This is a genomic window from Psychrobacter sp. AOP31-B2-9 (assembly GCF_052378005.1).
Taxonomy (GTDB): domain Bacteria; phylum Pseudomonadota; class Gammaproteobacteria; order Pseudomonadales; family Moraxellaceae; genus Psychrobacter.
The window spans coordinates 17271-30341 of record NZ_JBQSXG010000029.1 but is presented as its reverse complement, the minus strand read 5'-3'; the positions used below and the strand labels follow the sequence as shown (position 1 = coordinate 30341).

Annotated in this window: 7 protein-coding genes and 4 tRNA genes; 3 read left to right on the top strand and 8 right to left on the bottom strand. The window is 42.6% G+C overall.

Features of this window, described 5'->3' with window-relative positions:
* Window positions 1-443: 443 nt before the first annotated feature.
* From ACT3SX_RS05370 to ACT3SX_RS05335, 8 genes are all read right to left on the bottom strand, one after another.
* A tRNA-Thr gene (locus ACT3SX_RS05370) sits at window positions 444-518 on the bottom strand.
* Between the two features lie 118 nt (window positions 519-636).
* A tRNA-Gly gene (locus tag ACT3SX_RS05365) sits at window positions 637-710 on the bottom strand.
* Between the two features lie 83 nt (window positions 711-793).
* Window positions 794-877 (bottom strand) — tRNA-Tyr (locus ACT3SX_RS05360).
* Window positions 878-944: 67 nt separating this feature from the next.
* Window positions 945-1020 (bottom strand) — tRNA-Thr (locus ACT3SX_RS05355).
* Between the two features lie 182 nt (window positions 1021-1202).
* On the bottom strand, window positions 1203-2699 hold the full coding sequence (locus ACT3SX_RS05350; RefSeq protein WP_192992048.1) for an anthranilate synthase component I family protein: 1497 nt from the start codon (window positions 2697-2699) through the stop codon (window positions 1203-1205).
* Window positions 2700-2908: 209 nt separating this feature from the next.
* Window positions 2909-3985 (bottom strand): FHA domain-containing protein, encoded by a 1077-nt coding sequence (locus ACT3SX_RS05345; protein WP_192992049.1) that lies wholly within the window; start codon window positions 3983-3985, stop codon window positions 2909-2911.
* Between the two features lie 103 nt (window positions 3986-4088).
* Window positions 4089-4976, bottom strand: coding sequence for an RsiV family protein (locus ACT3SX_RS05340; RefSeq protein WP_226945086.1), 888 nt, complete (start codon window positions 4974-4976; stop codon window positions 4089-4091).
* A 393-nt stretch (window positions 4977-5369) separates the two neighbouring features.
* Window positions 5370-6965 carry a peptide chain release factor 3 gene (locus ACT3SX_RS05335; protein ID WP_192520395.1) on the bottom strand — a complete coding sequence of 532 codons (1596 nt, stop codon included), beginning with the start codon at window positions 6963-6965 and terminating at the stop codon, window positions 5370-5372.
* Window positions 6966-7445: 480 nt separating this feature from the next.
* Here ACT3SX_RS05335 and ACT3SX_RS05330 point away from each other — a divergent pair, with 480 nt between their 5' ends.
* From ACT3SX_RS05330 to ACT3SX_RS05320, 3 genes are all read left to right on the top strand, one after another.
* Window positions 7446-7859 (top strand): Ohr family peroxiredoxin, encoded by a 414-nt coding sequence (locus tag ACT3SX_RS05330; protein WP_192520394.1) that lies wholly within the window; start codon window positions 7446-7448, stop codon window positions 7857-7859.
* A gap of 644 nt (window positions 7860-8503) precedes the next feature.
* The gene (gene polA / locus ACT3SX_RS05325) at window positions 8504-11398 is read left to right on the top strand and encodes a DNA polymerase I (protein ID WP_225739329.1); all 2895 of its coding nucleotides are present in this window, start codon (window positions 8504-8506) and stop codon (window positions 11396-11398) included.
* Window positions 11399-11646: 248 nt separating this feature from the next.
* Entirely contained in the window at window positions 11647-12801 is a 1155-nt protein-coding gene (locus ACT3SX_RS05320; RefSeq protein ID WP_442062189.1) for a hypothetical protein, read from the top strand.
* Window positions 12802-13071: the final 270 nt, after the last annotated feature.

Here is a 13071-nt window from a genome sequence, read left to right as displayed (position 1 = left end):
TTGGTGAATCTTTATCAATCAAAGATCAGTGAATAGCTGTTTGACGGCTCATGATGCAAGTAAGACCATCAAACCGTTGACGCTATGGCTTATCTACTAAAATGCTTTAGCAATTTCGCTCGCTACTGTCTATGCATTCAAACCTTTAAGTTTCATACATATACACATTATACTTACTTTTCAATCTGTTGAACATCGTAAGCTATTATATAGCATCGCTGTTGCACTACTTTATTTTACTGTAAGTCATCAATAAAAAAAGTCTGTCAAATAGGCTTGTTACTTATTAACAAATTGACAGCACTAAAAGGCAACACCTCAGTGTCACCCTTAAATCATCAATTACCACACTGTATTTATAATATTCAATATCCTATGTCTTCGATATCGATTCTACTCTATGTGAAAATAGCAAAGCAAACACAAAAGAATTAAACAATAAATGGAGCTCATATCGAGAATTGAACTCGAGACCTCTCCCTTACCAAGGGAGTGCTCTACCGCTGAGCTATATGAGCATGTTTTTAATAACTACAGCATACAATCTGTATATTTACTAAAAAAAATATCACGATACAGTTGTCATAAACTGGTTATCGTGATGTATTATTGATAAATTTTGCGATGGTGTATATATGGAGCGGGTGGCGGGAATCGAACCCGCGTCATTAGCTTGGAAGGCTAAGGTGTTACCATTATACCACACCCGCATTTACTCTTATTCTAACTAACTCTAATCGAGAGCCTGTAAGTATATAGAGCATGCTTGGCGCTATGAAAAGCTTAGAAAATATGGTGGTGGGAGAAGGATTCGAACCTTCGAAGCTTTCGCGACAGATTTACAGTCTGTTGGGTTTGACCGCTCCCCAATCCCACCTTAGGGTGCTTTGAACAAAAATGACTTTTATTTAAGACAAATTCATAAAAAGCTACTTTGAAAGAGATGGTGCCGACTGCCGGGATCGAACTGGCGACCTACTGATTACAAGTCAGTTGCTCTACCAACTGAGCTAAGTCGGCTTGTTCTCTCTAAAGTGGTGGCTATTCTATCAAATATTTTGAGATGCGCAAGCTCTTTTTCATCTTTTTTTTAATTATTTTTATAATAATATTCAAGCTATTGATTATGTTAATATTTTATCTAAACCCAAATAGCTGTTTTTACCATTAAAATTACTATTTGTATTTTTTAGCAGAAGTAGTTAACGGATTCGCAAACCATTACAGGCCATTTTTACAGCTTTTAGTAGCGCCAATGCCTTTTTATTAGTTTCATCCCACTCATCTTTTGGTACAGAATCAGCGACGACGCCTGCACCTGCTTGGATATGAATTTTTCCACGACGCATCACGGCGGTACGAATAGCAATGGCAGTATCCATATTACCATGCCAGCCCAAATAGCCTACTGAGCCGCCAAAGACGGTTCGACGTACTGGCTCTACTTCATCAATAATTTGCATAGCACGAATTTTGGGCGCTCCTGATAAAGTACCCGCTGGAAACGTTGCACAAAAAACATCTAGAGCATCTTTATCAGGCAATACCTGTCCTTCAACGTTAGAGGCAATATGCATCACTTGTGAGTAGCGCTCAATAAACATCTTTTCGGTGACTTTGACACTGCCGTATTCACAAACACGGCCAATATCATTACGACCCAAATCAATAAGCATTAAATGTTCGGCGACTTCTTTTTTATCATTGAGTAGATCCGCTTCAAGCGCTAAATCCTCTACTTCGTTCTGTCCTCGTTTACGAGTACCCGCCAATGGTCGCACCGTTACTTTGCCATTTTCAATACGTGATAATATTTCAGGTGATGCACCGATGATATCAAAGCGTTTATGATCATCAAGGGTATAACCATGTACCAAAAACAAATATGGTGATGGGTTTAAAAAGCGCAGGGCACGATAGACAGCCAGTGAATCCCCCTTATAATCAGCGGTCAAACGCTGTGCAGGGACAACTTGCATGACATCACCTGCTAAGATGTAATCTTTTATTTTATTGACATCGTTACAGTATTTTTCTGCGCCTGTTTGTGAGGTAAATGTCGGTGTTGGCATCACCGGCGCACTCAAGTTTGGCATCTCTGCTAATTTATCTTCAATTTTTTCGAGTTCACGGATAGCAGCACCGTAGCCATCTTCACTATTACAATCAGCATAGACGATAATAGATAATGTATTTTCTAAACTATCAAAAACAATCACGTTCATTGAAAGCATCAACCACATGTCTGGCATCGACATGGGGTTGGGTGCTTCAGACAGCCCCACGCTGGGTTCTATGACGCGAACCATGTCGTAGCCGAAGTAACCTACTAACCCGCCGCTAAAACTCGGTAAGGCAGTGACATCCTCTGCGGTTGGCATCTTATACTGTGCCATTAGCTTGCGAATATAGTCAAACGGATCATCAACTGTATGGACATCAATATGATCATTTTTTTTGACCGTCATACTACCGTTTGTATATTGCAAAATCAGATCACTACCCAAGCCAATCATCGAATATCTTGCCCAGCGCTCCCCACCTACGACTGACTCAAATAAATATGCTGAACCGTTTAAATCACGTACTTTCGAAAATACAGATACTGGTGTCTGCGCATCCATTAAGCGTTTTTTGACCAGCGGTGCATGACTAAAGCCACGGTCTTTAAAAGACTGATATTCTTCAAAGGTCATCATAGTAAAGCTCTCTTAACAAAATATTGGCAAAAGATAAAAACAATAGAAACCGTACCATCAATAAAAATGGCTACCGTTGACTGCCAAAAATACAAATGAAATATAGCGTCAACACTCTACTGAATGTTGACGCTAATACTAATGCACTAAGCACACACTTTTACGGCTAAGCCGTGATAAATATAAACGGATATAAACGTAAATTCAGGTTATACAGTACCTTTATTAAAAAACCATAACGCTAATGCAACAATAACAATGATAATAAATACCCATATAAACCAACCACCGCTTGGTTTTTTCTCAGGCTGTCCTGTATTGGCTGAGTTGCTAACAGCCTGATCTGCTGCATTATTGCCTTCTGTACCAAGATCATGAGATTGACCTAGATCTGCGGTGCCTGAAAATTGTGCGGTGGCTGCTTGCTTGGCACGTAAGATATCAGGATCTGCTTCTTCTTGCAGTGTCGTTTTTGTCGTTTTGTCATGCTCTGGTTCGACTACTGGCTTCTCATCCACAACCTCTGCTTCATTTATTTCTTCATACACAGCCCCTTCAGTTGCTACAGGCCGTTCTACTAATGGCTCACTCTCAGCGACTGCTGGCGACTCAGGCTCCATCGTTGCCACTTCTTGTGGCTCAGCTACTGCTTTTGTGCTCACTGACTCTTCTAGCACTACTTCTTCTACTATAGGCTCTGGGGTATCTTCTACTGGTGCTGACTCTACCTCTTCTGCGGATGATACGCTTTCTACGGTTGATAAAACGTCATCGATACCCGTTTCTTTTACGACAGGCTCATCGACGGCTGAATGTTCGATAATATACTCTTCAAACTCATCTTCTTTAAGAATACTCTCAGCAGACGCAGCTTCAGTATCTACTTCCTTACTAACTTCTACATCATCTGGTGCGACTGGTGCTGACAAGTTATTCTCTGGCGCAGCAACTGGTGCCTTCACCTGAAAGCGAAAGCTTGCAAAACCAATCGTATCGTCCGCTTGTAATAGGCTAGATTGATTGCCCTCGATGCGCTGCTCGTTGATAAAAGTACCGTTTGATGAGTTCAAATCTTTCACATATAACTGACCATCTAATAGGCTTAACACCGCATGATTACGCGATACCTGCTTGCTACCGAGTACCACATCATTATCACTGCCGCGTCCAATGGACAAGCTGTCATCGACAGTTAAGGTTAAGTCGCCAAGCGCTTCTGTTAAGGCGTTAAGCTGCCATGTAGAATTATTGGTCGATAGCGTATCGTTGTCTTCTAAAGTAGTCATGATAATCGTACTCCTAATGATTCATTTTTACGTGATTTTGGCTATTATTTTTATCATTGTTTTCGAAATAAGAAAAAAACCTAGCCTTGGTATCATATTGTTGTTATTTAGGCATAAACTCAGGATTAAGGATACCTGTCAACTGACTATACGGAATACTGAGTGTTGGCATACCATAAGCATAAGCACCGATAGCATAAGGTTGATACTGAATATCGATTCCCTGATCAGTCAAGATCACATTGTCACTCAATACAAATGGCCAAGTCTCTTCGTAGCTACTGACATCTTCGTCAATCGTTTTTACCCATGCTTTGTAGCTGTCATACGCCAACGCCTTAAAGCGCGACTTTTTAGGCTCAGGCACCATATCATCTAAGGTAACTTGCTTTTGGGTACTGCTATCAAACATCAGGTATTCGCTATACGGCATTCCATGTGCACCACCGGTATAAACATAAGTACTGATCTCGAACAGCTCAAACTTACCAATGTGCCCCAGATAAGTAGGAGTCACCATTAGCTGATAAGCGAGAGAGCTATCTACTGGTAAATCCGTAAACTGCGCAGTAGCAAAATCCGTCAGTGCTTGTGTTACTGCTTGTTTACTGACAGTGGTGGCTACAGGACCTGACTCACTGACACCATTGTTTACAATCAAAGTGTTGATACGCGTATTAACAATACTGTTGATCCATTGTTGATTGGTTTTGAGATATTCAATCTCAATTTCTGGGCAGTTATTGTGCTCGATGCACTGCGTTTTTAAGGCATCTGGCAAGCTATAATGCAAATAATCATTATTATTGATTAAGCTATTTTGATAGGTTGTTTCATTGCTATTATTAACTCTGGAGTCAGCATTGGCAGTCAAGCTCGCGGCACTCAAGAGCAATACCATACTCAATGACCATATCGTGCGAGGTTTGGTATGAAGGTGTGCTGCTCTTTTGCCACAAAATAACGTTATTGACTGAGCTTGAGTGTTCATACTTACTTATCCTGTGTCATAAACTGTAATTTTTTAAAGTGTGCTTGATAATGATTAGGGCCTATCTTCATGGTAAAAATAGTCAGTGAACGACTAAACCGCTACTATTTCATCCTCACTAAATAAACGAGATTATCATCTGCAGTCGGCAGCCCTGTATTCATTTTAGAATGTTTCAACTATACTAGTGTACCGTAACCTGTGCCCTCTCGTGTTGAAACACTGTTTTGTTTTTGCTAGCAATAATCCTATATTAAGGCGCTAAGCACAAACAAACAAAAGGACACGGCAAGCGTGTCCTTTTGTTTGTTTATTCGCTAAAGACTGCCTACTCACCAAATGGTAATGCAACGAAATCAGCCACATCTACGCTACAAACTAACGCTCACGCAATTAGTGCTCACGAGTACTGCTAAATGTGATTTCTGGGTAGCGATCTTGCATCAGCTGCAAGTTGACTCGTGATGGCGCAAGATAGGTCAAATAACCACCACCATCTAATGATAGTTGGTCATGGGCTTTTTTCTTAAACTTCGCTAGTGCCACTTCATCGTCACAGTGAATCCAGCGTACTGTTGCAATAGATACCGGCTCAAAGATACATTGGACTTTGTACTCTTCTTTGAGACGATGCGCGACCACCTCAAACTGTAGTACACCAACTGCACCCAGAACCAAATCGTTATTAATCTGCGGCATAAAGACCTGTGTTGCACCCTCTTCACTTAGCTGCTGCAGACCTTTTTGTAGAGCCTTGGACTTAAGCGGATCTTTTAGAACGACACGGCGGAACAACTCAGGCGCAAAATGTGGAATACCAGTGAAATTCAGCGCTTCGCCTTCGGTGAAACTGTCACCGATTGAGATGGTTCCGTGGTTATGCAGACCAATGATATCACCCGGATACGCTTCTTCTAATGCTTCGCGGTCTCCGGCCAAAAAGGTCAAGGCATCGGCAATACGTACGTCTTTACCCAAGCGTACATGCTTCATTTTCATGCCTTTTTCATACTTGCCTGAGCAGACTCGTAAGAAAGCAATACGGTCACGGTGACGCGGATCCATATTGGCCTGAATTTTAAAGACAAAACCACTAAAATCCGTCTCAGTCGCTGCCACTTCACGCTCATTGGTTGGATGCGCTTTTGGCGGCGGTGAGTATTTGACTAAGGTATCCAGTACCATGTTGACGCCAAAGTTACCCAATGCGGTACCAAACAACACTGGCGTCATCTCGCCCGCTAAAAACTCGTCTACGCTGAATTCTTCTAGCGCCATTTGTACCAGCTCAAGTGATTCCTCAAAAGCATCAAACATCAGCTTACCCAAACGCTCACGAATATCTGGATAATCATAGCCTTCGCGGACCTCAGAAATGGTCGTCTTGCCGCCATTACCTTTTTCATAAAAGTAAGTTTTGTTTTCGGTCAAATGATAGACACCAACAAAATCTTGACCCATACCGATAGGCCATGTCACTGGTATACATTTGATTTTTAGTACTGCTTCAATCTCACTCAGTAGCTCAAGAGGCTCACGAATCTGGCGATCAAGCTTATTGACAAATGAGATGATTGGCGTGTCACGCATACGGCAAACTTCCATCAATTTGATGGTTCGTTCTTCGACACCTTTAGCACCATCCACCATCATCAGCGCACTATCTACAGCGGTCAAGGTACGATAGGTATCTTCACTAAAGTCGGCGTGACCTGGTGTGTCCAGTAAGTTGACCACATGGTCTTTATAGGGAAACTGCATGACAGAGGTAGTGATCGAGATACCACGCTCTTGTTCCATGCTCATCCAGTCTGATGTGGCATGACGATCCGTCTTGCGACCTTTAACTTCACCCACTACCTGAATAGCTTGCCCCCACAACAACAACTTCTCAGTCATTGTGGTCTTACCAGCATCGGGATGCGAGATAATGGCAAAGGTGCGACGTTTGGCAACTTCTTTGTTTAGTTTCTTTGGATCTACGCTCATAATTTTTGGCTTCAACCTTAACTTCAAAAAGGCTGTCTTTTAGACAGTAATCTAAATACATAGAATAAATAATGGGCATATTGTAGCGGATTTAGCATCATGATGCAGAATTAGCGCACAAAAACCGCCGTCTAATAACCAAATTTTAATTTGTATAACCAAGAACTTGATTACCATACCCAAAGCAGCGAGAACGCTGAATTGTTTTCTACCCAATACATCTTGAATATAAGATGACTAACAGAGCATGTCCTAAATTCAATCAATATTAGTTTTAGAGTTCTTTAACGATAGTCGTCAAAAACAATAGTTATCAAAAACGATAGTCATCAAAATTACAAATTCACAGTATATACTTGCAACTGGCCTAATATACTTACTTACGACTCGTACATAGTCGGGACAACGGTTTGTTATGCTAAATGACAATCTAAAACTTACCGTTTAATCATAAAAACTGATAACAAAAAAGGATATCTTATGAAAACTTTATACTCTACCAAAGCAAGTGTGACTGGCGGCCGTGCAGGTTCAGCCAGCTTGAGCGACAGCGATCTTAGCATCAACATGGTACCACCAGGCTCTGGAAAAGAAGGCAATAACCCAGAGCAGATGTTTGCGATTGGTTATAGCGCTTGCTTTGACGGGGCACTTGGCGCTGTCAAGCAAATGGAAAAAGCAAAGTTTGATTCAACCACTCGGATAGAAGTCGATTTGCTACAAGGCGAAGGACATGACTATAAGCTAGCCGCTAAAATCCATGTCATTGGCGAAAACACAGAGCTGTCTGCTGATGAGTTTCAGCAACTGGTCGAAAAAGCGCATCAAATCTGCCCATATTCAAAAGCCACGCGTGGCAACATCGATGTCGAAGTGACGTCAGAAGTAAAATAATACAAGCGCAAGGCTTAAGTAGCTTGGTTATCAAGTCAGCTAAAAGAATAAAGAACTCAGTTAACGCTGGGTTCTTTTTTTATGTGCCATTAGGCGTGTTGAACATTCAAACATTAGGGCTGCTGATCGCTAAAATTGCACCAAATTAGGCGCAAGCCGAAGATAATGTCGAGACCTTAACTAGGCTTGTAACAACGTTTGCAAAAATGTTTGGAAGCATTTTAGCATCAGCCTTGAGAACGGATCCAGCAAAGCTCTGCTTTGCCCGTTTGCAAGGCGAGAGCTATGCTCGAGTGGAGGGCAGTACTCTTTTTTGCCAATACATGGCGAAATTGTTTCACCTAGAATGACTAGGTATCAAAAATTTCACTGCATATTGTCTAAAAAATAGTCACTGCCAGCACCACATTTGAATGTTCAACACGCCCTAATCAGCTACTCTAATAAAACATATTGAATATCTCGTAACGGTTAAGCAGTTCGGCACACGCTGATTTTATCGTTATAATAAGCCTATATTTTTATCTAATAGCTGATAAGTGACCCTTATGACTGACCATACGCCTAACCATACTGACGATAACGATAACAAGCACAATTCACACCAAGCGCTTGATCCTGAAGCATTGCCAAACTTTGATGACATGCCTAATGTCGCGACGATGGATACCAGTCATGTCGATAAAAACCAACCGCCTTTTATCTTGGTTGATGGCTCTTATTATCTGTTTCGCACCTATCATGCGCTACCCAAAACCATGCAAAACTCACAGGGTCTGATCACCAATGCCGTTCGTGGCACACTCAATGCGCTGCTCAAGCTGATGCGCCGTTATCACCCTACCCATATGGCGGTCTGCTTCGATACCAAGTCACCGACTTTTCGTCATCATATGTCTGCTGATTATAAGGCCGCTCGCCCGCCCATCGACGTAGAGCTGGTAGAGCAGATTCCTTATATTCATCGTTTAGTCACAGCGTTAGGTCTTCCGCTACTACGTATCGAAGGCGCAGAGGCCGATGATATCATCGGTACACTTGCCCACCGTGCCGTCGCCGAAGGTCATCATGTCGTCATCTCAACTGGTGATAAAGACATGATGCAGCTGGTGAATGACTGCGTAATATTAGAAGACAGTTTTACAGGTAAAATTACCGACACCCAAGCAGTCATCGACAAATTCGGTATCAATCCAAACCAAATGATTGATTTTTTGACCCTAATGGGCGATGCCTCAGACGGTATTAAGGGCGTACCGGGTATCGGTAAGAAAACCGCAAAAGACTTACTCGTTGAGTACGGTGATATCAGTAACATGTTAAAGCATATTGGCTTTATCAAAGGGCGCGGTGCCAAAGGTCTGATTGAACACGCCGACGATATCCCCTTTAATCGAAAACTGGCCACCATCGTCACAGACTTAGGTATCGGTCAAGACTGGAACGATCTAAAAATCAATACCGATCCTTGTGCTCATATAGACGAATTACGCGAGTTGTATAATGAGCTTGAGTTTAGAAACGAGCTGGCGTCGCTCGACCACCCAAATCATCCTGCCAATGCAAACGGCTCACAAAGTGTCGCTGACAGTCAAGCCAATGCCGAATCACAAGCGCAAGTCGCCAAGTCGCTACAGTCAAATCAGATTGATAATATAAAAGACGGTCACAACCCTGATAGAGCGTGGCACACTGTACTGGATGAGCCTGCGCTTGATAGTTTGATCAAATCATTAGAAGCAGCACCGCATTTCGTCATTGATACCGAAACCACTAGCATCAATTGGCGTCAAGCCGAAATCGTCGGTCTATCCTTTGCTACGCAAGCACATGAAGCGTATTACATTCCGCTAACGCACAGTCTAGAAGGTGATGAGCTGACGGCCAAACAGCTCGATCGCGATACGGTGTTGACACGCCTAAAACCTATTTTAGAAAATTCAAAAATCGGCAAAATCGGTCAGCATCTAAAATACGATGCTCACGTTCTTAGTCATTATGATATCGACCTAGTCGGTGCTATTCATGAGCAGCCTAATAATTGGGCTATGGATACCATGCTTGCCAGCTACGTGATCAATGCTGCCGCCACTCGTCACGGTATGGATGACTTGGCACGGCATTACCTGCAAACGCAAACCATCAGCTATGAAGACGTCGCTGGTAAAGGTGCGAAACAAGTCACCTTTGATCAAGTCGCTATTGATATTGCTAGCGACTATGCCTGTGAAGATGCCGACATTACCTATCAGTTGTTTGATGTATTCAGCGTTGAGCTGGCGAACGATGCCAATAACACCAAGCTACTCCATGAGTTAGAGATTCCTACCGCTGAAATACTATGCCAAATGGAAGCGAATGGCATTCTTATCAAGCGTTCGTTTTTAAACGAGTTATCAAAACGCTTCGATGAAGAAATCATCGCGCTTGAAAAACGTGCGTATGAAATCGCTGGTGAAGAGTTCAATCTTGGCTCACCAAAGCAATTAGGCGAAATGCTGTTTGAAAAGCTCGGCGTTGCTGGTGGCAAAAAAACCAAATCAGGTCAATACTCGACTGGCGAAGCTGTCCTATCAAAAATCGACCATCCATTGGTAGATATTACGTTGGAATATCGCGGTCTATCTAAGCTTAAGAGCACTTATACTGATGCATTGGATAATGTCGCAGATGCTGAGACGGACCGAGTACACACCAGTTACCATCAAGCATTAACCAGCACTGGTCGTTTGTCATCAACTGATCCTAACTTGCAAAATATCCCAATTCGTACCGCGACTGGTCGATTAATTCGTCAAGCCTTTATCGCACCAAAGAGTCGCGTAATTCTCGCAGCCGATTACTCACAAATCGAGCTGCGTCTCATGGCGCACTTCTCAGGTGATAAAAACTTAACTCATGCCTTTAACGAAGGTCTCGATATTCATGCGGCGACTGCTGCTGAAGTACTTGGCAAAGAGGTCGCAGACGTCACCCCAACCGAGCGCCGCAATGCCAAAGCTATTAATTTCGGGCTGCTATACGGTATGAGCGCGTTTGGACTTGCCAAGCAGCTACAGATGAGCCGTAATGAAGCGCAAGACTATATTGATATGTATTTTGAGCGCTACCCAGGTGTGAAAGACTATATGATTAATACCCGTGCCAGCGCTCATGAACAAGGCTATGTCGAGACCATATTGGGCCGCAAACTCTATACGCCTGATATCACGCACAGTAACCGTATGGTCAAGCAAGGTGCAGAACGTGCTGCGATTAATGCGCCACTTCAAGGATCAGCGGCAGATTTGATTAAGCTGGCTATGATTGCCGTCGATCAAGTATTGCCAAAAGAGCAAGCCAAAATGCTGCTACAAGTCCACGATGAATTGGTGTTTGAAGTCGATGCGGATAAAGTCGATGAAATAAGCCAACTGATTACCGATGCGATGCAAGATGTATTAAAGACAACCGCTGTCGAAAAAGGTTGGAATGTAGACTTTGCAGTACCGTTACTGGTTGAGACTGATAGTGGTCAGAACTGGGATGAGGCGCATTGATACTTGAAGTATATTAAGTATCATTTTATAAAAAATAGAAAACGGCTGAGCATTTTGCTTAGCCGTTTTTGTTAGCACTGTGTTCGTATGACTATTCCGCAATGACCTTGCACTAAAAATAGAAATGAGCACACGTTGAACTGCTAAAAATTAAAACTTCATCAGCCACAACTTTCAAATAACTAAAGACCTATGGCATAATACTTTTGTTTACCCTTTTTAGCTACCTAAAACAACTGAAGCCATCTATGATTAAACCAGTGAACCTTAGCTCCCTTACCTTCTTTACGCTTGCTAGTTTAAGCTTATGCACGCCAGCACTGGCTGACACCGAGACTACTACAGAACCTGAAGCGGTCGCGTCTGTCACATCACAAACGGACTTGCCATCTAGTGACGCTAACCCTAGTCGTGATGAAAACCTCGAACAACTTGGCTATCAATCCACCGACATCTCTACCGAGCAACCCTTGCCACCAGTACCAGAAGAGCAAGACTGGACAGATGAGCGCCGTGAAGATGTTCAAGACCAATTGCACGAATGGGCACACAAAATGGATGGCTGGTTTGGTGAACCTGATCCGAAAGAACCTGCCAAAGCCAGCTTACGAGTTGTGCTAGACACACGTTGGGCCAACGACCCAAAGACAGGTAGCGACGTCACTGTCGAGCCTAGAATTCGTGGTCGCTTACAGTTACCTGTGCTAGAAAAACGACTCAGCCTGATTATCGGTGATGAATATTTGGATGACGATACCTTTTTGAAGCAAGGCACGACTGGCGATACTTACCAAGCGAGCAATAGCAAAGACCGACTTATCGACTCTCGCAAAACTCGAGAAGACAACGCCTCTATTGCACTGCGTTGGTCACGTTTTACCGATGATATCGAAGACCAATTAGGTGTAAAAACAGATGTAGACGTCGGGGTTCGCTCAATCGACGATCCTTATGTCAAAGTCAGTATCGATAAGGACTGGTACGAAAGTAACAATCTAGACATAAGTACCGACAGCTATTATCGCTATGGGCTTGATAGCGAACACTATGCCAAAGGCGCACTCGACCTGCAATATGGCAAAAACAAAAATCGATTTATCAATAACCGTACTACCGTTCGCTATCGTAATGAAGATAATGAAGAGCGCAAAGATTGGAGTAACGACCTCAGACAAGTCCATTATTTAGGTCACGAAAAACAACTGTCTTATGGTGTCTCTGCCAGCGGTTACTTTGAAAGTGACAAATCAGGATTAAACAGTTATGGTCCGGCTATCAGCTACCGCCAACCCATCTGGCGCAAGTGGCTTTATGTCCAGACAGAGCTAAATTATTATAATGATGAAATAGAAGATAAAGACCATTATCCTTCTGCCCTACTACGTATGGAAGCTTTGTTTTAAGAAACATTGTTTTAAGAAACGCTGTCTTGAGAAGCATTGCTTTGATACGATAGACAACAGATTATATCTATGCAAATTTGCTATACTCTAGGGCATGTTCTCAATTCAATCGATAGTTATCTAAATGGGTTAAAAATAGCTAAATCTTGCCAAACGGCGTCAAATAGCTGACTAATATCTCGATATTATCTGCGCTATCTTCCTTGTTTGACGGCAATTTATCTCATTTTTATCACCATTTTTAAAATGAGGACACGCCCTAGTCAAAGA

Coding starts and splice junctions, on each gene's coding strand:
- polA (WP_225739329.1), top strand. CDS start 8,504: ATGCCTAATGTCGCGACGATGGATACCAGTCATGTCGATAAAAACCAA.
- ACT3SX_RS05345 (WP_192992049.1), bottom strand. CDS start 3,985: ATGACTACTTTAGAAGACAACGATACGCTATCGACCAATAATTCTACA.
- ACT3SX_RS05350 (WP_192992048.1), bottom strand. CDS start 2,699: ATGATGACCTTTGAAGAATATCAGTCTTTTAAAGACCGTGGCTTTAGT.
- ACT3SX_RS05320 (WP_442062189.1), top strand. CDS start 11,647: ATGATTAAACCAGTGAACCTTAGCTCCCTTACCTTCTTTACGCTTGCT.
- ACT3SX_RS05330 (WP_192520394.1), top strand. CDS start 7,446: ATGAAAACTTTATACTCTACCAAAGCAAGTGTGACTGGCGGCCGTGCA.
- ACT3SX_RS05335 (WP_192520395.1), bottom strand. CDS start 6,965: ATGAGCGTAGATCCAAAGAAACTAAACAAAGAAGTTGCCAAACGTCGC.
- ACT3SX_RS05340 (WP_226945086.1), bottom strand. CDS start 4,976: ATGAACACTCAAGCTCAGTCAATAACGTTATTTTGTGGCAAAAGAGCA.